The following is a 19,979-nucleotide window of genomic DNA, read 5'->3' as shown; positions in this document are numbered from 1 at the left end:
GGTGGCTTGAGACGGCCGAGCGGGCACAACCCACCGCACAAGGTCCCCGACGTCACAGCTGCTGCCCGACACCTCGCCAGGAAGTAGAACGCGTTCTACTATGGGCGACGTGAGCGTCGAGATCCCTGCCCCCGCGCCCGCCGCGTCCGTGGCCTCCTGGTCCGACGACGTCGACGTGCTGGTCGTGGGCGCGGGCATGGCCGGCACCTGTGCGGCGGTCGAGGCGGCCCGAGCCGGGGCGCGGGTGCTGCTGCTCGACCGGGGCGGTCCGGGCACGAGCACCTCGGCGATGTCGGGCGGGGACTTCTACCTCGGCGGTGGCACGGCGGTCCAGCAGGCGACCGGCCACGACGACAGCGCCGAGGAGATGGAGAAGTACCTCCGCGCCGCCAGCCCCGAGGCGGACCCGGAGAAGATCCGGCTCTACTGCCAGGAGTCGGTCGACCACTTCGACTGGCTCGAGGGGCTCGGCTTCGAGTTCGAGCGCAGCTACTACGCCCCCAAGGCCGTCGTGCAGCCCGGCACCGAGGGGCTGATGTACACCGGCAGCGAGAAGGCCCACCCGTTCTGCGAGCTCGCCCGCCCGGCGCCGCGCGGGCACAAGCCGCCCTTCGTCGGCGACGTCGGCGGGGGCGGGTTCGTCGTCGAGCGGGCGCTCGCGGAGTGCGCCCGCCTCGGCGTGGAGGTCCGCTACGACACCGGCGTGACCGCGCTCGTGGTCGACGGCGGTCCGGGAGCCGCAGTCGGGCCGGTCGTGGGCGCCACCTGGAAGCGGTACGCCGAGACCGGTGCGGTCCGCGCCGGGGCGGTCGTCGTGGCGGCCGGTGGGTTCGTGATGAACGACGAGATGATCGCGGCGTACGCGCCCCGGCTGCAGGCCCTCGTGGCGCGCGGCATGGCGCTGGGCAACTCCTTCGACGACGGCCTCGGCATCCGCCTGGGGGAGTCCGTAGGCGGCGTGGCCGAGCACATGGAGGGGGCGTTCTTCACCAGCCCGTTCTACCCGCCGGGCGAGACCCTCAAGGGGATCGTGGTCAACAACGCCGGGGAGCGGTTCGTCAACGAGGACGGCTACCACTCGCGCACCGCCGCGGCGCTCTTCGAGCAGCCCGGCGCCGAGGGCTACCTGATCCTCGACAGCGCCACGATGGTCGAGCCGGCGTACGGCTTCCAGCCGCTCGTCGACGGGTGGGAGACCGTCGAGGAGATGGAGGCCGGCCTCGGGATGCCCGAGGGGGCGCTGGTGGCGACGATGCGCGACTACGACAAGCACGCCGCGGAGGGCCACGACCCGGCCTTCCACAAGGCCGCGGAGTGGCTGGTGCCGCTCGACCAGGGGCCGTGGGGTGCCTACGACCTCACGCCGGGCAAGGCGTTCTACGCCGGCTTCACGATGGGCGGGCTGAAGGTCTCGGTGGACGGCGAGGTGCTGCGACCGGACGGGAGCCCGGTGCCCGGGGTGTACGCCGCCGGCGCGGCCGCGGCCAACATCGCCCTCGACGGCTCCGGCTACTCCAGCGGCACCCAGCTGGGCGAGGCGTCGTACTTCGGCCGGCGGGCCGGCCGGCACGCCGCCGGCGCCTGACCCAGCTCCCTGGCGCGGCTACTCGGGGGTGTTGCCGGTGTCCGGGCCGATCTCGTACGGCGTCGTCACCCCGGCGTACATCAGGTGAGCCACCAGGCCTTCCTTGGCGTGAGGGAGGTTGTGGCAGTGGTCCATCCAGACCCCGGGGTTGTCGGCGACGAAGGCGATCTCGTACTCGTCGCCGCTGGCCACCTCGAGCGAGTCGACCCACCACGGGCTGCCCGTCGAGGCCTCACCGTTGCGGCTGAGCACCACCGCGTGGTGGCCGTGCAGGTGCATCGGGTGCGACTCCCCGCTGTCGTTCTCGATGCGGAACACCGCGACGTCGCCCTCCTCGACGACGAACATCGGCACGTCGGGGAAGAGTCGGCCGTTGATCGACCACCACAGCCCGGGGCGGCCGTTGACGAAGCCGGGACGGCGGCCGATGGCGTAGTCGAAGCGCCGGTCGGGGTCGGTCACGTCGAAGGGCAGGCCCGCGGGGGTGCCGTAGGTGAGCAGGTCGAGGTCGGACTCCGGCTGCTCCGGCGCCGGAGGTACGTCGACCCCGTCCGGTCCCACGACCAGGGACGTGGCCCCTCCGACCTGCACCCGCACGGCGCCCGTGTCGGGGACCGTGACCTCGAGGTCGGCCCGCGCCCCGGCGGTGAGCGTGAGGGCCTGGTCCTCGACGGGGGTGGGCCCGGTGAGGTCGAAGCCGTCGATCGCGAGCACCCGGTAGGGCGCGTCGGCCCAGAGCTCGACCAACGCGTTGTCGGTGTTGACCACCCGCAGCCGCACCGTGTCGCCGGGCTCCGCCACCACCGGCACGTCGCCCTCGAGGCCGTTGAGCGTGCGGTCCCCGAAGGTGTGCGTGACCGCGACTGCCTCCACGTCCTGGTCGACACCGTCGCGCGGCTGCACCACGAGGGCGCCGAAGAGGCCCTTGACGACCTGCTCGTGGGAGACCTGGTGGGAGTGGTACCAGTACGTGCCCGGGTCCTCGGCAACGAAGCGGTAGACGAACTCCTCGCCCGGCATGACCGCGTCCTGGGTGACGCCGGCGACCCCGTCCTCGCCGTTCGGCACGTCGACCCCGTGCCAGTGCAGCGTGGCGCCGTCGGCCACCGACTCGTTGCGGAAGCGGACCTCGACCAGGTCGCCCGCGGTGGCCTCCACGACCGGGCCCGGGCTGGTGCCGTTGACCGTGAAGCCGTCGACCGTGCGTCCCGACGGCAGCGAGACGGTGCCCTCGGCGGCGACCAGCTCGACGCGCACGTCGGGCGCCCCCTCCGGCTCCCCGCGGAGGTCCTCGACGGACACCCCCGCGTCCGTGGTCGCGCCGGCCCCGTGGGAGCCGTGACCCTCGGCCGGGCGGGGACCGCCGCCGTAGTCGGCGTACCCCATGTCCATGACGTTGTAGGCGTCGGGCATGCGGCTGCTCCACCACATCCACGTCAGCGGGACCACGATCGCCAGCGTGGCCAGGACAGCGACGACCGCGGAGATCCGCCGACGGGTCATGGTCGACGTACCTCCGCGGTCGTTCGAGCGGTCAGACGCGCGCCGGGGCGGCGTGGGTCTGGTCGACCGTGGTCGCCTTCCCGGGCAGCCGGGTGGCGTGCAACGTCGCGCCGAACAGGAGCAGGGCGTTCACGCCGTGCAGCATGCCGGCGAAGGGGAGCGAGTGCCCGGCGATCCCGAGGGCGAACTGCAGGAGGGCGAGGCCGAAGATCGCCCCTGCTGCCGGGACGCCCTTGGGCACCTTGGCGAAGAAGGAGACGATCAGCAGGACCAGGGCGACGACGACGATCAGCGCGCCGTTCATGAAGTGGACGGCGAAGCCGGCGACCTCGGGGAAGGGCGACTCCGATCCCTCCTCCATCAGGCTCTTGTCGAACGTGCCACCACCGTCGACGAAGTTGTAGAGACCGGCGATCGCCCAGACCATCGCGGCCGCCTGGACCACGATCTGGACGGCCAGGACACTGGCCAGCACCTTGTACGCACCACGCATGACGCTCCCCTTCCACCGGTGCCGCGGCCGCCCCGCGGTCAGCACTCCCATGATGGCGACGAAAGGTCCCGGTCCGCCAGGGAATTAAGGCCGTGTTGCTGCGTCCGCTGGCAGATGTGTGTTAAGGGGCGAAGCCGCTCAAATCGCTCGTCGCGGCCCCTTCCTGAGAGGCGCGTCACCCGCGCGTCGGGGCCCCGCGAGGGCCGCGGGCACTCGATTTCATGACGGGCCCCGGCCGTGTGTATGCTCTCTCCCGGCTTGCCCCTTTAGCTCAGTCGGCAGAGCGTCTCCATGGTAAGGAGAAGGTCTACGGTTCGATTCCGTAAAGGGGCTCTGGGAGAGGAGCCTGTGGCGCGAGAGCGCCGCAGGACCCCGACCCTGTGGCGGGGTAGCTCAGGTGGTTAGAGCACACGGCTCATAATCGTGGTGTCGCGGGTTCGAGTCCCGCCCCCGCTACTCGACCACACGCAGTCGGATCGCAGCGCAGCCGCTCCATTTGGAGGGGCCTGGCGTGGTGCGGCAGACTGGAAGCAGACCGGCGACCAGAAGAAGAGGCACATCGTGGCCAGCAAGAGCAGTGACGTCCGCCCCAAGATCACCTTGGCGTGCACGGAGTGCAAGGAGCGCAACTACATCACCAAGAAGAACCGGCGCAACGACCCGGATCGCTTGGACATGAAGAAGTTCTGCCCGCGCTGCCGCACCCACACCTCCCACAAGGAGACCCGCTGACCGCGGGCGCACCCTGACACCCGAAGCGGCGTCTCCTCTCACCGAGGAGGCGCCGCTTCGTGCTTCTCCGCTCCCGGCGGTAGCGTCGGCGCATGGCAGTCGACGAGTCCCTGGCCGGACGCACGTTCCCGCCCACCGATCCCTACCTCGTCACCGAGGAGCGGATCGCCGAGTTCGCCGCCGCGACCGGTGGCTCCTGGGAGGGCGGCCCCGCACCCGCGACCTTCCCGATCGTGGTGGCCTTCGCGGCGATGACCGGCCTGATGGAGGACCCCTCGGTCGGCATCTCGCTGCACAACGTCATCCACGGCGAGCAGCGCTTCACCTACCACCGGCCCGTCGTCGCCGGAGACCGCCTGAGCGCCGAGCTGACCGTCGACTCGCTGCGGCAGATCGGCGGCGCCGACATCATCGGCACCCGCAGCGAGATCACCGACAGCGACGGCACCCCGGTCGTCACGGCCCGCGCCGTGCTGGTGCACCGGTGACCGCGGTGACCGGCCTGCAGGGCGCCGAGAAGGGGGCCGAGCTCGCCCCCCAGGAGTACGTCGTCACGCGCGCCGACCTGGTCCGCTACACCGGGGCCAGCGGCGACCGGAACCCGATCCACTGGTCCGAGCGCGTGGCCACCTCGGTCGGTCTGCCGGGCGTGATCGCGCACGGGATGTACACGATGGCGCTGGTGGCCCGCGCCCTCGACACCTGGGCCGGTGGGCCCGGCCGGGTCGTCGAGGTGGGCTGCAAGTTCACCAAGCCCGTCGTCGTACCCGATGACGACGAGGGCGTCACCGTCCGCGTCTCCGGCACGGTCTCCTCCGTCGAGGACGACCGGGTCGCCGTCACGCTCGACGTCCGCTGCGGCGACGAGAAGGTCCTCGGGATGCCCAAGGCGGTCCTGCGGATCCCCGCCGGTGACTGAACCGGCCCCGACCGCCGCGCCCTCGTCCGCCTCCGGTGCGGGGCACCGGCTGGCGGACCGCACCACGCTGCGGCTGGGCGGTCCTGCCCGGGCCTGGACGCGCGCGACCGACGAGGCGGGCCTGCTCGACGCCGCCCGCACCGCGGACGCCGGCGGTGACCCGCTGCTGGTCCTCGGCGGCGGCAGCAACCTGGTCGTGGCCGACGACGGCTTCGACGGCACCGTGCTCGAGGTCGCCACCAGCGGCGTCGAGGTCGAGGGCGACACCTGCGGCGGGGCGTTCGTCACCGTGCAGGCGGGGGAGGTGTGGGACGACCTCGTCGACCGCGCCGTCTCCGAGGGCTGGATCGGCATCGAGGCGATGACGGGCATCCCCGGCAAGGTCGGCGCGACCCCGATCCAGAACGTCGGCGCCTACGGCCAGGAGGTGGCCGACACGGTCGCCCGGGTCCGGGTGTGGGACCGCGCCGAGGGGCGGGTCCGCACGATGTTCCCCGGCGACTGCGGCTTCGGCTACCGCACCAGCCGCTTCAAGGCGGAGCCCGGCCGCTTCGTCGTGCTCACCGTGACCTTCCAGCTCCGGTTCGGCGACCTCGGCGCACCCGTGCGGTACGCCGAGCTGGCGCGCACGCTCGGAGTCGAGGTGGGACAGCGCGCCCCTGCGGCCGACGTCGTGGCCGCCGTCCGGGGCCTGCGCGCCTCGAAGGGGATGCTGCTCGACGCCGCCGACCACGACACCTGGTCGGCCGGCTCCTTCTTCACCAACCCGGTGCTCGACGCCGACGCGGTGCCCGAGGGGGCGCCCGCCTTCGAGCAGCCGGACGGTCGGGTGAAGACCAGCGCCGCCTGGCTCATCGACCACGCCGGCTTCGGCAAGGGGCACGGCCTCGACCGGGGCACCGGTGTCTCGCTGTCCACCAAGCACCCGCTCGCCCTGACCAACCGCGGCGACGGCACCACCGAGGCGCTCCTGGCGCTGGCCCGTGAGGTCCGTGACGGCGTCCGCGAGCGTTTCGGCGTCACCCTCGAGAACGAGCCCGTCCTCGTCGCCTGCACCCTCTGAGGGGCTCCTCGGTCCCTCGACGCGTGCGTCGGCGGTGGTGCCGCGGCTCTGGGTGGTGCGGAGGCTGCACCTCGGCAGCCCCGGAGCGAGCTCCGTGGCTCCTCGGCGCTTGAGGCCGTCCGCACCACCCGGCGCCGCGGCACCACCGCGCGAGGGGGCGTCGAGGGGGCTCAGGTGAGCCAGGCGTCGACGGCGGCGAGGAGCTCGGTCTTGAGCGAGTCGGGGGCGCTGGAGGCGCGGACCGACATCCGCGCCAGCTCGGCGAGGGTGGCGTCGTCGAGGTCGTGGGCGGCCCGCATGGCGGCGTACTGGCCCACCAGTCGTGAGCCGAACAGCAGCGGGTCGTCGGCGCCCAGCGCCACCGTCGCACCGGCGGCCAGCAGGGTCGGCAACGGGACCGACGTCAGGTCGGAGTAGACGCCCAGGGAGACGTTGGACGTCGGGCACACCTCGAGCGCCACGCCCCGCTGCACGAGGTGCGCGAGCAGCGCCGGGTCCTCCGCCGCCCGTACGCCGTGCCCGAGCCGGTCGGCGCCGAGCTCCTCGACCGCGACCCGGATGTTGGCGGGCCCGACGAGCTCCCCGGCGTGGGGGAAGGCCCGCAGCCCGGCGTCGCGGGCGATGCGGAACGCCCGGGCGAAGTCGCGGGTGTCGCCCCGGCGCTCGTCGTTGGACAGCCCGAAGCCGACGACCCCCGCGTCGGCGTACTGCACGGCGAGGCGGGCCAGGGTGCGGGCGTCGAGGGGGTGGCGGGTGCGGTTGGCGGCCACCACGATGCCGATGCCGACACCGGTGGTGGCGGCGGCGTCGCGGGCCGCGTCGAGCACCAGCTCGGTCATCGCCGTGATCCCGCCGAACTTCGCGGCGTACCCGCTGGGATCGACCTGCAGCTCCAGCCAGCGACCACCGTCACGGGCGTCGTCCTCGGCGGCCTCGCGCACCAGCCGGCGTACGTCGTCCTCCGTGCGCAGCACCGACCGGGCGACGTCGTAGAGCCGCTGGAAGCGGAACCAGCCCTTCTCGTCGGCTGCCGACAGCTGCGGCGGCCAGTCGTCGACCAGCGCCTCGGGCAGCACGACACCGTCGCGCTCGGCGAGCTCGACCAGCGTGCCGTGGCGCATCGAGCCGGTGAAGTGCAGGTGCAGATGAGCCTTGGGCAGCGTGCTGAGGTCGCGCCGCTCCCGCCCGGCGTCCTCGGGAGCCGGACCGGTGTCGGGGGCGGGCACGCTGCGGCCGGCCCGGCTCAGCCGAAGAGCTTCTGCAGCCGGCTGACGCCCTCGACCAGGTCGTCGTCGCCCAGCGCGTAGGACAGCCGGAGGTAGCCGGGGGAGCCGAAGGCCTCACCGGGCACGACCGCCACCTCGGCGGCCTCCAGGATGATCTCGGCCAGCTCGGTCGTGGTCGTCGCGGTGCGGCCCGCGACCTCCCGGCCCAGCAGACCCTTGACCGAGGGGTAGACGTAGAACGCGCCCTTCGGCTCGGGGCAGAGCACCCCGTCGATCTCGTTGAGCATCTCCACGATGCGACGACGACGGCGGTCGAAGGCCACCTTCATCTCGTCGACCGCGGTCAGGTCGCCCTCGAGCGCGGCGATCGCAGCCCGCTGCGAGACGTTGGCGACGTTGGAGGTGGCGTGCGACTGCAGGTTGGTCGCCGCCTTGACCACGTCGGTCGGGCCGATGAGCCAGCCCACGCGCCAGCCGGTCATGGCGTAGGTCTTCGCCACGCCGTTGAGCACCACGCAGGTGTCGGCGAGCTCGGGCACCATGACCGGCATCGACTCGGCGCGCACGCCGTCGTAGGTCAGGTGCTCGTAGATCTCGTCGGTGACCACCCAGATGCCGTGCTCGAGGGCCCAGCGGCCGATCGCCTCGACCTGCTCGCGCGGGTAGACCGACCCGGTGGGGTTGGAGGGCGAGCAGAACAGCAGCACCTTCGTGCGCTCGGACCGGGCGGCCTCGAGCTGCTCGACGGTGACGAGGTAGTCCTGGGTCTCGTCGGCCAGCACCTCGACGGGGACGCCACCGGCCAGCCGGATCGCCTCGGGGTAGGTCGTCCAGTAGGGGGCCGGGAGCACGACCTCGTCGCCCGGGTCGAGCAGGGTCGCGAAGGCCTCGTAGACGGCCTGCTTGCCGCCGTTGGTCACGAGCACCTGCGCCGGCTCCACCTGGTAGCCCGAGTCCCGGGCGGTCTTCGCCGCGATCGCCTTCTTGAGGTCCGGCAGGCCGCCGGCCGGGGTGTAGCGGTGGTTCGCCGGCTGCGAGCAGGCCGCCACCGCCGCCTCGACGATGTAGGGCGGGGTGGGGAAGTCCGGCTCGCCGGCCCCGAAGCCGATCACCGGCCGGCCCTCGGCCTTCAGGGCCTTGGCCTTGGCGTCGACCGCCAGCGTCGCGGACTCGGCGATGCCGCCGACGCGGGCGGAGATGCGGGCGGGGGTGGAGGCGGGACGGTCGGCAGTCATGGGCCCATCGTTCCATCCGTACCGTGGGGTGTGCAGGGCGGTTCGCGGGATGGTCCGCCTCGGTTCGACTTCGCCACAGCCTTCCCCGTAGACTCCCGGACTGGTGGTTCACACCCTTGATCGTCATGCCCTCGACCACGTGGGCCGCGGCCCGGGGCAGGTGCCACCGGAGGGCACTAGCTCAACTGGCAGAGCATCGGTCTCCAAAACCGAAGGTTGGGGGTTCAAGTCCCTCGTGCCCTGCAGATCCAGCGTGACCAGCAGGACCCACAGGACCGACAGACAGAACGAGAGGGTGTGATCAGCGGTGACGGACCAGTCCGTGTCACAGCAGGAACGTCGCGGCAACCCGATCACCCGTCTCTCGCTCTTCCTGCGCCAGGTCGTGGCCGAGCTCCGCAAGGTCGTGTGGCCCACGCGGCAGCAGCTCGTGACCTACTTCTGGGTCGTGCTGGTGTTCGTGGTCGTGGTCATGACGCTGGTCTCCCTGCTCGACCTGGGCTTCGGCAAGCTGATGTTCGCCCTCTTCGCCTAGGCGAGAGGCTGACGACGTACGCCGCTCCGTCCGGAGCCGCCAACGACGGGCCCCGCGCCCGATCCCGATCGAATGAAGGTGACTGACAACCGTGTCGCAGCCGTACGACGAACAGCCCGAGTCCGTTGACGACTCGGCGGACGGCGTGATCGAGGAGGTCGACGCCGTCACCGAGGCCGAGGCCGACCCCGCCGGAGTGTCCGCCGAGGAGATCGCCGAGGACATCCTCGCCGACGCTCCCGCGACCGAGGCCGACGAGGCCGACGACGACCCGGCCGACCTCGCCGCCGAGGGTGAGGGCGGCCTCGCCGCCACCGCCGCCGACCTGGCGGACGCGACCCCCGAGTTCGAGGGCGACCTCGACGACAACGCCGCCGTGGCGGTCGACGAGGACGTCGAGGACGTCGTCGTGGACCCGCTGGAGGAGTTCCGCGAGACCCTGCGCAACAAGTTCGGCGACTGGTTCGTGGTCCACACCTACTCCGGCATGGAGAACCGGGTGAAGACCAACCTGGAGAGCCGCATCACCTCGCTCAACATGGAGGACTACATCCACGAGGTGGTCGTCCCGACCGAGGAGGTCGCGGAGATCAAGAACGGCCAGCGCAAGCTGGTGCGTCGTACCGTCCTCCCCGGCTACGTCCTCGTGCGCATGGACCTCACCGACGAGTCGTGGGCCGCCGTGCGACACACCCCGTCGGTCACCGGGTTCGTCGGCCACAGCCAGCAGCCCGTGCCGCTGAGCCTCGACGAGGTCGAGAAGATGCTCGCACCCGCCGTGGTCGCCGCCGCGGAGCAGTCCGAGGCCGCCGCCAGCGGCGGGGGCACCGCCCAGACCCCGACGAAGAAGAAGGTCGAGGTCGCCGACTTCGACGTCTCCGACTCCGTCATGGTCGTCGACGGCCCGTTCGCCACGCTCCACGCGACGATCACCGAGATCAACGCAGAGTCGCAGCGGGTCAAGGCCCTCGTCGAGATCTTCGGTCGTGAGACCCCGGTCGAGCTCAGCTTCAGCCAGATCCAGAAGGTCTGAGCAGGCCCGCACGACCCAGCACCACCGCGCACCACCCAGCACGACCCAGCACCCAGTAGGTAGTGGCAGGGGCCCAACCCCCGCGATGACCACGAGAGAGAGAAGAGAGCAATGCCTCCGAAGAAGAAGAAGATCGCCGCACTCGTCAAGGTGCAGCTGAACGCCGGCGCGGCCACCCCCGCGCCCCCGGTGGGTACGGCCCTCGGCCCCCACGGCGTCAACATCATGGAGTTCTGCAAGGCCTACAACGCCGCCACCGAGCAGCAGCGCGGCCAGGTCATCCCCGTCGAGATCACCATCTACGAGGACCGCAGCTTCACCTTCGTCACCAAGACGCCCCCGGCCGCCGAGCTCATCAAGAAGGCCGCCGGCCTGTCCAAGGGCTCCGGCGTCCCGCACAAGGAGAAGGTCGGCAAGCTGACCAAGGACCAGGTGCGCGAGATCGCCGAGGGCAAGATGCCCGACCTCAACGCGCGCGACATCGACGCCGCGATGAAGATCGTCGAGGGCACCGCCCGCTCCATGGGTGTCACCGTCGAGGGCTGAACCCCCGGCGCTGAACCCCTCCGGCTCCGGCCGGCACGCACGACCCGCACGACTCCGGCGCGACCCTGCGTCGGGGAGAGATCAGTGGCAGGCCCGCTCTGCGGCCGTTGACCACGACCTGGTGAGAGGAACCAGACCATGCAGCGCAGCAAGACCTACCGCGAGGCCGCCAAGGGCGTCGACACCGACCAGCTCTACTCGCCGCTGACCGCCATCACGATGGCCAAGACGGCGAGCAAGAAGAAGTTCGACGAGACCGTCGACGTCGCCATGCGCCTGGGTGTCGACCCGCGCAAGGCCGACCAGATGGTCCGCGGCACCGTCAACCTGCCCCACGGCACCGGCAAGACCGCCCGCGTGGTCGTCTTCGCCAACGGTGACAAGGCCGAGGCCGCCCGTGAGGCCGGCGCCGACTTCGTCGGTGGCGACGACATGATCGAGAAGGTCCAGGGCGGCTGGCTCGACTTCGACGCCGCGGTCGCGACCCCCGACATGATGGGCAAGCTCGCCCGTCTGGGCAAGGTGCTCGGCCCCCGCGGCCTCATGCCGAACCCCAAGACCGGCACCGTCACCATGGACGTCGCCAAGGCCGTCAACGACATCAAGGGCGGCAAGATCGAGTTCCGCGTGGACCGTCACGCCAACCTGCACTTCATCGTCGGCAAGGCCTCCTTCACCGAGACCCAGCTCGCGGAGAACTACGCCGCCGCGCTCGACGAGGTGCTGCGGCTCAAGCCGGCCAGCTCCAAGGGCCGCTACATCCGCAAGGTGACCGTCTCCACCACGATGGGCCCGGGCATCCCGGTCGACCCGAACCGCACGCGCAACCTCACCGAGGCCGACGAGGCCTGAGGCTCCGCACCCTGAACGACGGCCCCGAGCACTGCGCTCGGGGCCGTCGTCGCGTCCCGGGGGTGTGCGCGACGTCGGCCGGGGTCGCCTCCCGCGACGGCGGCGGAGGCTGGACCTGCGAATCCTCCTCGCAGGCTCGGAGGGTTCTCGGCCCTTGAGGCCATCCGCCCCCGCCCCGTCCGGCCACCCCGCCCGACGTCGTCCCCGACGTGAGGCCGGCCCAGCGGGACCCATGACGGTCCTGGTGTCGTTGACGACGCCAGGCAGCCGGACAGCCGTCGTTGACGACGTGGGGCGGCTGTCCGTGCGTCGTTTCCGACGTGAGGGTGCCGCGGGGTCCGGTCACCGGACGGAGGGTGGGCGGACGGCCTCAAGGACCGAGAGCGCCCCGAGCTCGCGAGGGGCGATCGCAGGTCCAGCCTCCGCGCACCCTCCGGCAGGCGCCCGCACCCCGAGCCAGCCACCGAGAGGCGATCACACCCGCCATCCCCGGACGAGCAGCTACTCGATGAACACCCGCTCGTCGACGAGCTTCTCGCGGACCAGCTGCCCGTGGGTCTCGAAGCGTGACTGCTCGAAGCGCTTGGCGAACTCCATGTCGACGCCGGTCAGCCCGCTGCGATTCTTCTCGACGGTCAGCACCGCCCAGTGCCGGAACCGCTCGACGTTGCCGCTGTCGTAGACGAGGTGGTGGCGCGCCACCACGTCGAACTTGTTGTTGAGCATCAGCACGGTGTCGGCCTCGTAGGCCAGCGCCGAGGACCCACGGATGTTGCCGACCCGCATCCGCTTGCCGGCACCGATGCCCTCCTTGTCGGAGGCGACGACGCAGAGGGCGGGCAGGTCGAGGTCGAGGGTGAGGTCCTTGATCTCCTCGACGACCTGGGTGATGCGCTCGTCCTCGGTGGGGGCGTCGGCGACGGGGACCTTCTGGAGGTAGTCGAGGACGACCAGCGGGGCGGCACCGTGCTGGTCGGCGACGTCGGCGACGGTGCGCTTGATGACGTCGAGGGTCGTGCGGCCCCCGGACGAGCGGTGGATGCGGAGGCGGTCGGCGTACTCGCGGACGACCTCGAGGGCCTCGCCGCCGCCCGTGGTCTCCTCGAGCCGCTCGTCGAGCGACAGCCCGAGCCCGTCGCTGGTCTCGAAGATCGACCGGACCTGGCTGACGCTGGGCGCCTCGATGCCGCCGATCAGCCCGGCCTCGAGGGCGACGAGCCGCACGAGCATCGCGGCCTGGTCGTGCTCGTAGCAGAAGTAGACGACCGGGCGACCCTGGCGGGCCACGTTGCGGGCCACCTGGAGGGCCCAGGTCGTCTTGCCCATGCCCTGGGGCCCGCCGAGCAGGACGAGGTCGCCGCTGCGGAAGCCGCCGTGCAGGTTGGCGTCGAGCACGTCGAAACCGGTGGGCCAGACCCGTTCGGGGGCGTCGGCGCCGGCGCGGACGCGACGGTCGGCCTGGTCGATGGTGTCGCTGAGCGACTGGAGCTGAAGGTCCGCCGGTGACTCGTCCACGGTCCCCATGGAAGCAGAGCCGACGGGGCGGTGGGGTGGATCCGGGCGTGGACCGGTGCCCGATTTGGTCGTGACGTCGCGGGCGGCGTACGCTGGCACCTGTTCCAGAGACCGCCGGTTGTCGGCGTGCCCGTTCCCGGGCCCGTCGGTCGAAGGCCCCGCACCGCGGGCGACCAGCGCAGGTGACACCGAGTGCTCCGCCTCGCGGAGATCCACGCCCCGTGCCTCCTGCGCCGGGGCGTTCGTCGTCTCTCCGGCTGTGCCGGGTGACGTCGGGAGTCCGTCTCTGGTCCGTGAACCGTAACCGCGGAAGGAGACCCATGGCGCGGCCAGACAAGGCAGCAGCCGTCGCGGAGCTCGTGGATTCGTTCCAGGAGTCGACCGGCGCTGTGCTGACCGAGTACCGCGGGCTGACCGTCAAGCAGCTGCAGGACCTGCGCAGCTCGCTCGGCGAGAACGCCCATTACGCCGTGGTGAAGAACACGCTCACCCAGATCGCCGCCAAGGAGGCCGGGGTCGCCGGGTTCGACGACCTGCTCACCGGCCCGACCGCCATCGCCTTCATCAACGGCGACGTGGTCGAGGCGGCCAAGGGCCTGCGTGACTTCGCCAAGGCCAACCCCGCCCTCGTCATCAAGGGTGGGTATCTCGACGGCAGGACCGTCGACGTCTCCGAGATCAGCAAGATCGCTGACCTCGAGTCGCGTGAAGTCCTCCTGGCCAAGCTCGCGGGCGGCATGCTCGCCTCGCTCAGCCAGGCTGCCGCCCTGTTCCAGGCCCCCCTGGCGCAGACCGCCCGTGTCGCGGCGGCCCTGCAGCAGAAGGCCGAGCAGGACCCCTCGATCCTCCAGGGTGGTGCCGGCGAGCCGGCGGCCGTCGCGGAGGAGCCCGTCGCGGAGGAGTCCACCTCCACCGAGACGCCCGCCGACGACGAGGCAGCCGCCTCGACCGAGGCCTGACCCACCACCCACCGGTCCGGCCGATCCCGGGCGGACCACAGCAACGCACCTGAACGCAAGGAAAGGAAGCCATCATGGCGAAGCTCAGCACCGACGAGCTGCTCGACGCTTTCAAGGAGATGACCCTCCTGGAGCTCAGCGAGTTCGTGAAGCAGTTCGAGGACACCTTCGGCGTGACCGCGGCCGCCCCGGCTGCCGTCGCGGCCGCCCCGGCCGGCGGCGGCGCCGGTGCCGAGGAGGTCGCCGAGCAGGACGAGTTCGACGTCGTCCTCGAGGGCGCCGGCGAGAAGAAGATCAACGTCATCAAGGAGGTCCGTGCGCTCACCAGCCTCGGCCTCAAGGAGGCCAAGGAGCTGGTCGAGGCCGCTCCGAAGGCCGTCCTGGAGAAGGTCTCCAAGGAGGCCGCGGACAAGGCCAAGGAGCAGCTCGAGGCTGCCGGCGCGTCCGTCTCCGTCAAGTGACGACGCGCTGAGGGCCTCCTCGGAGGCACTCAGCACAGCTCCACCCCAGCAGTACGCCGAACGAGCGGTGGGCACCTCCGGGTGCCCACCGCTCGTCTGCGTTGTCAGTCGGGAGCACCGTCTCCCGGGCCGACCCGGGGGCGCGGCGGGCGGACTGCCCCTCCGTGTTGTCCCCACCTGGGGCGAACGTCTGACACGTCCCCTGATTTGCCTTAGCGTTCGAGGGTCGGAGCCGTAACCCGCCCCAGAGTTACTCGTTGGTACGCTGGCCCCCTTGTGACTGGCACCACAGCACCGGCGCCTGGGACCAGCACCACCACCTGTCAGCAGAGGAGATCGCCGTGGGCGTCGAGATTCAGGTCGAGCACCTCACCAAGTCGTTCGGCAAGGACCTGATCTGGGGCGACGTGACCCTGACGATCCCCGCCGGCGAGATCTGCGTGATGCTCGGCCCGTCCGGCACCGGCAAGTCGGTCTTCCTCAAGACCCTCATCGGGCTGCTAAAGCCCGACAACGGCAAGATCATGATCGAGGGCCTCGACATCGCGAGCTGCTCGGAGAAGGACCTCTACGAGGTCCGCAAGCTCTTCGGCGTGCTGTTCCAGGACGGTGCGATGTTCGGCTCCATGAACCTCTTCGACAACGTCGCCTTCCCGTTGCGCGAGCACACGAAGAAGAGCGAGTCGGAGATCAACAACATCGTCATGGAGAAGATGGACCTCGTCGGTCTGGTCGGTGCGGAGATGAAGCTCCCCGGCGAGATCTCCGGCGGTATGCGCAAGCGCGCCGGGCTGGCGCGGGCCCTCGTGCTCGAGCCCGAGATCGTGCTCTTCGACGAGCCGGACTCCGGTCTCGACCCGGTCCGCACCGCGTTCCTCAACCAGCTCATCGTCGACCTGAACGCCCAGATCGACGCGACGTTCCTCATCGTCACCCACGACATCAACACCGCCCGCACGGTGCCCGACAACATCGGCCTGCTCTACCACAAGCACCTGGCGATGTTCGGCCCGCGCGAGATGCTCCTGTCCTCCGAGGAGCCGGTGGTGCGGCAGTTCCTCAACGCCCAGCGGGTCGGCCCCATCGGCATGTCCGAGGAGAAGGACGCCGACGAGCTCGAGGCGGAGAAGGACCAGGAGCTCCCGCCGCTGCCGCCGATCCCGCTCCAGATCGAGCCGACCAACGGCAAGCCGCGGCGCAGCCAGCGTGAGCCCGGCGCCTGGTGCAAGGAGAACGGCGTCACGCCGCCTCCAGGTTCCTTCGAGGACCAGAACGCCGGGGCGATCTGACGGTCATGGCCTCACTCACCTCGGCGCGCGTCCTGCGCCCGATCGGCACCGCGGGCGGACTCTTCGCCTTCGGCCTCGACGTCGGCAAGGGGCTCTTCAAGCGCCCCTTCCAGCTGCGGGAGTTCCTGCAGCAGGCGTGGTTCATCGCCTCGGTCACGATCATCCCGACGGCCCTGGTCGCCATCCCCTTCGGCGCCGTCATCGCGCTGCAGGTCGGCGGCCTGATCAAGCAGTTCGGCGCCCAGTCCTTCACCGGGTCGGCGTCGGTGCTCGCGGTGGTCAGGGAGGCGGGACCGATCGCGACCTCGCTGCTGATCGCCGGTGCCGGCGGGTCCGCGATCGCGGCGGACCTCGGCGCGCGGAAGATCCGCGAGGAGCTCGACGCCATGATGGTGCTGGGCATCGATCCCATCCAGCGCCTCGTCGTCCCCCGCGTGCTGGCCTGCATGCTGGTGGCCGTCTTCCTCAACGGTCTCGTCAGCGTCGTCGGCGTGCTCGGCGGCTACGTCTTCAACGTGCTGCTCCAGGACGGGACACCAGGGTCCTACCTAGCGAGCTTCACCGCGCTCGCCCAGCTCCCAGATCTCTGGCAAGGCATGGCGAAAGCGCTGATCTTCGGCCTGATCGCCGCCATCGTCGCCGCCTACAAGGGCATGAACGCCGCCGGTGGTCCCAAGGGGGTGGGTGACGCCGTGAACGAGTCGGTCGTCATCACCTTCATCCTGCTGTTCGTCGTCAACTTCGTGATGAGCGCGATCTACTTCCAGCTCGTCCCACCGAAGACGGGTTAGGCGGAGTCGACATGGCAGACGTGAAGGCGATGGCCCAGAAGCCGTTGAAGAGCCTGGACACCCTCGGTGGCCAGCTGAAGTTCTACATCACCGCGATCGCGTGGGCACCGCGCGCGATCAAGCGCTACAAGAAGGAGATCCTGCGTCTCCTGGCCGAGGTCACCCTCGGCTCGGGCTCGCTCGCGGTCATCGGCGGCACGGTCGGCGTCATCACGATGATGGCGTTCTTCACCGGCACCGAGGTCGGCCTGCAGGGCTACGCGGCGCTGAACCAGATCGGCACGTCGGCCTTCACCGGCTTCGTGTCGGCCTACTTCAACACCCGCGAGATCGCGCCGCTGGTCTCCGGCATCGCCCTCGCGGCGACGGTGGGTTGCGGCTTCACCGCGCAGCTCGGCGCCATGCGCATCTCCGAGGAGGTCGACGCCCTCGAGGTGATGGCGATCCCCTCGCTGCCGTTCCTGGTCACGACCCGCATCATCGCGGGACTCATCGCCATTGTGCCGCTCTACGTCGTCGGCCTGATGTCGTCGTACTTCGCGACGCGGCTGACCGTCACCCAGTTCTTCGGCCAGAGCGCCGGCACCTACGACCACTACTTCGAGCTCTTCCTTCCACCGGGCGACGTCCTGTGGTCCTTCGGCAAGGTGCTCGTCTTCGCCGTGGTCGTCATCCTCATCCACTGCTACCACGGCTACACCGCCTCCGGCGGCCCCGCGGGCGTGGGCGTCGCGGTGGGTCGCGCCGTGCGTACGTCGATCGTCGCGATCAACGTCATCGACCTGCTGCTGTCCATGGCCATCTGGGGAACGACCACGACCGTCCGGCTGGCGGGGTAAGGACCAATGCCCAAGATCGGAAAAGCCCTCGGAGCCCGCGTGTACGGCGCGGCGTTCCTCGCGCTGTGCGTGCTCTTCGTCTACCTGACGTACGCGGTGTTCACCAAGAAGTTCACCCCGTACGACGAGGTCACGCTCCAGTCCTCCAAGATCGGCCTGTCGCTGCCCGCTCGCGCGGACGTCAAGATCCGGGGCGTCATCGTCGGAGAGGTCCTCGAGACCACGACCGAGGGCGACGGCGCGAAGCTGACGCTCGGGCTCTTCCCCGACATGCGCGACTCCGTGCCCGCCGACGTGACCGGGCGCATCCTGCCCAAGACGCTCTTCGGTGAGAAGTACGTGTCGCTCGAGGTGCCCGACGGCGAGGCGGCCGGGGCCGAGCCCATCGCCGTGGGCGCCGTCATCAAGCAGTCCGAGGTGGCCATCGAGGTCGAGGAGGTCCTCAACGACCTCTTCCCGCTGCTGCGCGCCGTGCGACCGGGCGACCTCAACGTCACCCTCAACGCGATCGCCACCGCGCTCGAGGGCCGCGGTGACAAGCTCGGCGAGGGCCTGGAGACCTTCAACTCCTACCTCGGCAAGCTCAACCCCGAGGTCCCGGCGCTGGTGGAGAGCCTCGACCGGCTCGGCCAGGTCTCGGGCGTCTACGAGGACGTCGTGCCCGAGCTGGCCCGCCTGCTGCGCAACACGGTCAAGACCACGCAGACCTTCGAGAGCGAGGAGGACCGTGTCGAGGTCCTCTTCGACGACGTGGCCGGCTTCGCCGACACCACCCGGGGGTTCCTGGAGGAGAACGGCGACAACATCATCACCCTGTCGAACCAGGGGGCGCGGATCCTGCCCCTGCTGGCCCGCTACGCGCCCGAGTACAAGTGCTTCCTGCGCGGGGCCGTCGCGAGCATCGCGCCGAACGAGAGCGCCTTCCGCAACAAGACCCTGCACATCAAGCTCGAGACGGTGCCGCAGCCCCGCGGCTACAACGCCGGGGACCAGCCTGCGTTCACCGACAGCCGCGGGCCGTTCAAGTACTGCAACGACATGTACGCCGCCATCAACGGCAAGTACTCCCAGGAGAACCTGCCGCCGCGCTCGCTGACCTCGCCGCAGATCCGTGACGGCGTCAACTACCCGCTCGGCAAGCGCGTCGCCGTCGGTGACTCCGTCATCGGCACCCAGGCTCAGAAGGACGTGATCGACCTGGCAGCGGCCGCGGCGATGGGACGACCCGTGAGTGAGGTCCCCGACGTGACCACCCTGCTCATCGGGTCGTTGGCCCAGGGCAAGGGGGTGACCGTCCGATGAAGCTGCTCGACAAGAAGACCACCGGCGACTCCATCCGCCTGGGCATCTTCATCATCGTCACCACGCTGGCCACGACCCTGCTCGCGATCACGATCGGCAACATCAGTTTCGGCGCGACGACCGACTACAAGGCCGTGTTCTCCGACGCCACCGGCGTCGTGAAGGGCGACGACGTGCGGATCGCCGGTGTCAAGGTCGGCACGGTCAGCGGCGTCGAGATCTACGACAAGACGCAGGCCATCGTCGAGTTCGACGTCTCCGACGACAGCCGCCTGACCGAGAGCACCTACGCCACGATCCGCTACCGCAACCTGGTGGGCCAGCGCTACATCGCGCTGACCGAGGGCACGGGCGGGCAGGGCGAGCTCGAGGAGAACGACACCATTCCGATGGAGCGGACCAGCCCGGCCCTCGACCTGACGGTGCTGTTCAACGGGTTCAAGCCGCTGTTCTCCGCGTTGACCCCGGCCGACGTCAACAAGCTCTCGATGGAGCTCATCCAGGTCTTCCAGGGCGAGGGCGGCACCATCGAGTCGCTGCTCGACAGCACGGCCTCGGTCACCAACACCCTGGCCGCGCGTGACGACCTCGTGAGCGACCTCATCGCCAACCTGAACACCACGCTCGAGACGGTCGGCGACCGAGACCAGGAGCTGTCGGACCTGATCATCCAGTTCCGCCGCTTCATCGGCGGACTCACCGACGACCGTCAGGCGATCCTCGGGTCGCTCGACTCCATCTCGGACCTCACGGTCCAGACGGCCGACCTCGTCACCGGGATCCGGCCCGGGCTGTCGCGGGACATCACCCAGCTGCGCACGGTGGCCGGCAACATCGCGAAGAACCGGGACGAGCTCGACCGCGCCCTCAAGGTGCTGCCGATCAAGCTGAGAAAGGTCGGGCGCACCGCGATCTACGGCTCGTGGTTCAACTTCTACCTGTGTGACTTCAGCGGCTCCGTGCGCCTCGCGCCGGGAGTGGCCCCCGTCAAGATCCCGGAGTACCCACCGGACGGAACCGAGGCGGCGAGGTGCAACATCGGATGAGTGCCGTCAACGTCGTCATCGCTCGCACCGACGAGTCCACCCCGTCCATGACCGA

At 70.5% G+C, this 19,979-nt stretch carries 21 protein-coding genes and 3 tRNA genes; 19 read left to right on the top strand and 5 right to left on the bottom strand.

Annotation, left to right across the window (positions count from 1 at the left end; all coding sequences use genetic code 11):
• Positions 1-109 precede the first annotated feature (109 nt).
• Entirely contained in the window at positions 110-1,585 is a 1,476-nt protein-coding gene (locus G7072_RS15710; protein WP_166087988.1) for an FAD-binding protein, read from the top strand.
• Positions 1,586-1,603: 18 nt separating this feature from the next.
• Here G7072_RS15710 and G7072_RS15705 read toward each other — a convergent pair whose 3' ends face one another.
• Together G7072_RS15705 and G7072_RS15700 are read right to left on the bottom strand one after the other, a co-directional pair.
• The gene (locus tag G7072_RS15705; RefSeq protein ID WP_166087986.1) at positions 1,604-3,088 is read right to left on the bottom strand and encodes a multicopper oxidase family protein; all 1,485 of its coding nucleotides are present in this window, start codon (positions 3,086-3,088) and stop codon (positions 1,604-1,606) included.
• Between the two features lie 31 nt (positions 3,089-3,119).
• Positions 3,120-3,581 (bottom strand): hypothetical protein, encoded by a 462-nt coding sequence (locus G7072_RS15700; RefSeq protein WP_166087984.1) that lies wholly within the window; start codon positions 3,579-3,581, stop codon positions 3,120-3,122.
• Between the two features lie 260 nt (positions 3,582-3,841).
• Here G7072_RS15700 and G7072_RS15695 point away from each other — a divergent pair.
• From G7072_RS15695 to G7072_RS15670, 6 genes are all read left to right on the top strand, one after another.
• Positions 3,842-3,914: transfer RNA gene (locus G7072_RS15695), tRNA-Thr, on the top strand.
• Positions 3,915-3,963: 49 nt separating this feature from the next.
• A tRNA-Met gene (locus G7072_RS15690) sits at positions 3,964-4,037 on the top strand.
• Positions 4,038-4,142: 105 nt separating this feature from the next.
• Positions 4,143-4,313: a 50S ribosomal protein L33 gene (gene rpmG, locus G7072_RS15685; protein WP_166087982.1), complete on the top strand. Its 171-nt coding sequence runs from the start codon at positions 4,143-4,145 to the stop codon at positions 4,311-4,313.
• A gap of 92 nt (positions 4,314-4,405) precedes the next feature.
• A complete protein-coding gene (locus tag G7072_RS15680; RefSeq protein ID WP_166087979.1) occupies positions 4,406-4,801 on the top strand; it encodes a MaoC family dehydratase N-terminal domain-containing protein in 396 nt (131 codons plus the stop codon).
• Positions 4,798-5,232: a MaoC/PaaZ C-terminal domain-containing protein gene (locus G7072_RS15675; RefSeq protein ID WP_166087977.1), complete on the top strand. Its 435-nt coding sequence runs from the start codon at positions 4,798-4,800 to the stop codon at positions 5,230-5,232. Before G7072_RS15680 ends, G7072_RS15675 begins: the two co-directional genes overlap by 4 nt.
• A complete protein-coding gene (locus G7072_RS15670) occupies positions 5,225-6,295 on the top strand; it encodes a UDP-N-acetylmuramate dehydrogenase (RefSeq protein WP_166087975.1) in 1,071 nt (356 codons plus the stop codon). Before G7072_RS15675 ends, G7072_RS15670 begins: the two co-directional genes overlap by 8 nt.
• A 170-nt stretch (positions 6,296-6,465) precedes the next feature.
• Here the strand turns inward: G7072_RS15670 and G7072_RS15665 are convergent, their stop codons facing one another.
• The gene (locus tag G7072_RS15665) at positions 6,466-7,521 is read right to left on the bottom strand and encodes an adenosine deaminase (RefSeq protein ID WP_166087973.1); all 1,056 of its coding nucleotides are present in this window, start codon (positions 7,519-7,521) and stop codon (positions 6,466-6,468) included.
• A gap of 17 nt (positions 7,522-7,538) precedes the next feature.
• Positions 7,539-8,756, bottom strand: a complete 1,218-nt coding sequence (locus G7072_RS15660) for a pyridoxal phosphate-dependent aminotransferase (RefSeq protein WP_166087971.1) — start codon at positions 8,754-8,756, stop codon at positions 7,539-7,541.
• 170 nt (positions 8,757-8,926) lie between these two features.
• Here G7072_RS15660 and G7072_RS15655 point away from each other — a divergent pair.
• The 5 genes from G7072_RS15655 to rplA all read left to right on the top strand — a co-directional run bounded on the left by G7072_RS15655 (position 8,927) and on the right by rplA (position 11,722).
• Positions 8,927-8,999 (top strand) — tRNA-Trp (locus tag G7072_RS15655).
• Positions 9,000-9,078: 79 nt separating this feature from the next.
• Positions 9,079-9,291: a preprotein translocase subunit SecE gene (gene secE, locus G7072_RS15650; protein WP_240916987.1), complete on the top strand. Its 213-nt coding sequence runs from the start codon at positions 9,079-9,081 to the stop codon at positions 9,289-9,291.
• Between the two features lie 91 nt (positions 9,292-9,382).
• Entirely contained in the window at positions 9,383-10,324 is a 942-nt protein-coding gene (nusG, locus tag G7072_RS15645) for a transcription termination/antitermination protein NusG (protein ID WP_240916986.1), read from the top strand.
• A gap of 111 nt (positions 10,325-10,435) precedes the next feature.
• Entirely contained in the window at positions 10,436-10,870 is a 435-nt protein-coding gene (gene rplK / locus G7072_RS15640) for a 50S ribosomal protein L11 (RefSeq protein WP_166087967.1), read from the top strand.
• A 138-nt stretch (positions 10,871-11,008) separates the two neighbouring features.
• On the top strand, positions 11,009-11,722 hold the full coding sequence (rplA, locus tag G7072_RS15635; protein ID WP_166087964.1) for a 50S ribosomal protein L1: 714 nt from the start codon (positions 11,009-11,011) through the stop codon (positions 11,720-11,722).
• A 501-nt stretch (positions 11,723-12,223) separates the two neighbouring features.
• Here rplA and G7072_RS15630 read toward each other — a convergent pair.
• The gene (locus G7072_RS15630) at positions 12,224-13,237 is read right to left on the bottom strand and encodes a DnaB-like helicase C-terminal domain-containing protein (protein ID WP_166087962.1); all 1,014 of its coding nucleotides are present in this window, start codon (positions 13,235-13,237) and stop codon (positions 12,224-12,226) included.
• A 320-nt stretch (positions 13,238-13,557) separates the two neighbouring features.
• On the opposite strand from G7072_RS15630, the gene rplJ reads away from it, so the two are divergent.
• The 7 genes from rplJ (at position 13,558) to G7072_RS15595 (ending at position 19,924) form a co-directional block, all read left to right on the top strand.
• Entirely contained in the window at positions 13,558-14,196 is a 639-nt protein-coding gene (gene rplJ, locus G7072_RS15625; protein ID WP_166087960.1) for a 50S ribosomal protein L10, read from the top strand.
• Between the two features lie 74 nt (positions 14,197-14,270).
• Complete coding sequence (gene rplL / locus G7072_RS15620) at positions 14,271-14,657, top strand: 50S ribosomal protein L7/L12 (protein WP_166087958.1); 387 nt, start codon at positions 14,271-14,273, stop codon at positions 14,655-14,657.
• A gap of 341 nt (positions 14,658-14,998) precedes the next feature.
• Entirely contained in the window at positions 14,999-15,946 is a 948-nt protein-coding gene (locus G7072_RS15615) for an ABC transporter ATP-binding protein (RefSeq protein WP_166087956.1), read from the top strand.
• A gap of 5 nt (positions 15,947-15,951) precedes the next feature.
• Positions 15,952-16,737 (top strand): ABC transporter permease, encoded by a 786-nt coding sequence (locus G7072_RS15610; protein ID WP_166087954.1) that lies wholly within the window; start codon positions 15,952-15,954, stop codon positions 16,735-16,737.
• An 11-nt stretch (positions 16,738-16,748) separates the two neighbouring features.
• Positions 16,749-17,576, top strand: coding sequence for an ABC transporter permease (locus G7072_RS15605; protein ID WP_166087952.1), 828 nt, complete (start codon positions 16,749-16,751; stop codon positions 17,574-17,576).
• A 6-nt stretch (positions 17,577-17,582) separates the two neighbouring features.
• On the top strand, positions 17,583-18,878 hold the full coding sequence (locus tag G7072_RS15600) for an MCE family protein (protein ID WP_166087950.1): 1,296 nt from the start codon (positions 17,583-17,585) through the stop codon (positions 18,876-18,878).
• Positions 18,875-19,924, top strand: coding sequence for an MCE family protein (locus tag G7072_RS15595; protein WP_166087948.1), 1,050 nt, complete (start codon positions 18,875-18,877; stop codon positions 19,922-19,924). Before G7072_RS15600 ends, G7072_RS15595 begins: the two co-directional genes overlap by 4 nt.
• The last annotated feature ends 55 nt before the right edge of the window (positions 19,925-19,979 follow it).

Source organism: Nocardioides sp. HDW12B (assembly GCF_011299595.1).
GTDB lineage: Bacteria > Actinomycetota > Actinomycetes > Propionibacteriales > Nocardioidaceae > Marmoricola_A.
Note: the sequence above shows the minus strand (reverse complement) of the source record. Positions and strands in the feature narration are given on the sequence as shown.

Excerpts from the sequence above, each read along its gene's own strand:
- G7072_RS15705 (WP_166087986.1), bottom strand. The coding sequence starts at position 3,088 with ATGACCCGTCGGCGGATCTCCGCGGTCGTCGCTGTCCTGGCCACGCTG.
- G7072_RS15700 (WP_166087984.1), bottom strand. The coding sequence starts at position 3,581 with ATGCGTGGTGCGTACAAGGTGCTGGCCAGTGTCCTGGCCGTCCAGATC.
- G7072_RS15680 (WP_166087979.1), top strand. The coding sequence starts at position 4,406 with ATGGCAGTCGACGAGTCCCTGGCCGGACGCACGTTCCCGCCCACCGAT.
- G7072_RS15660 (WP_166087971.1), bottom strand. The coding sequence starts at position 8,756 with ATGACTGCCGACCGTCCCGCCTCCACCCCCGCCCGCATCTCCGCCCGC.
- rplK (WP_166087967.1), top strand. The coding sequence starts at position 10,436 with ATGCCTCCGAAGAAGAAGAAGATCGCCGCACTCGTCAAGGTGCAGCTG.
- rplA (WP_166087964.1), top strand. The coding sequence starts at position 11,009 with ATGCAGCGCAGCAAGACCTACCGCGAGGCCGCCAAGGGCGTCGACACC.
- rplJ (WP_166087960.1), top strand. The coding sequence starts at position 13,558 with ATGGCGCGGCCAGACAAGGCAGCAGCCGTCGCGGAGCTCGTGGATTCG.
- rplL (WP_166087958.1), top strand. The coding sequence starts at position 14,271 with ATGGCGAAGCTCAGCACCGACGAGCTGCTCGACGCTTTCAAGGAGATG.
- G7072_RS15610 (WP_166087954.1), top strand. The coding sequence starts at position 15,952 with ATGGCCTCACTCACCTCGGCGCGCGTCCTGCGCCCGATCGGCACCGCG.
- G7072_RS15605 (WP_166087952.1), top strand. The coding sequence starts at position 16,749 with ATGGCAGACGTGAAGGCGATGGCCCAGAAGCCGTTGAAGAGCCTGGAC.
- G7072_RS15600 (WP_166087950.1), top strand. The coding sequence starts at position 17,583 with ATGCCCAAGATCGGAAAAGCCCTCGGAGCCCGCGTGTACGGCGCGGCG.
- G7072_RS15595 (WP_166087948.1), top strand. The coding sequence starts at position 18,875 with ATGAAGCTGCTCGACAAGAAGACCACCGGCGACTCCATCCGCCTGGGC.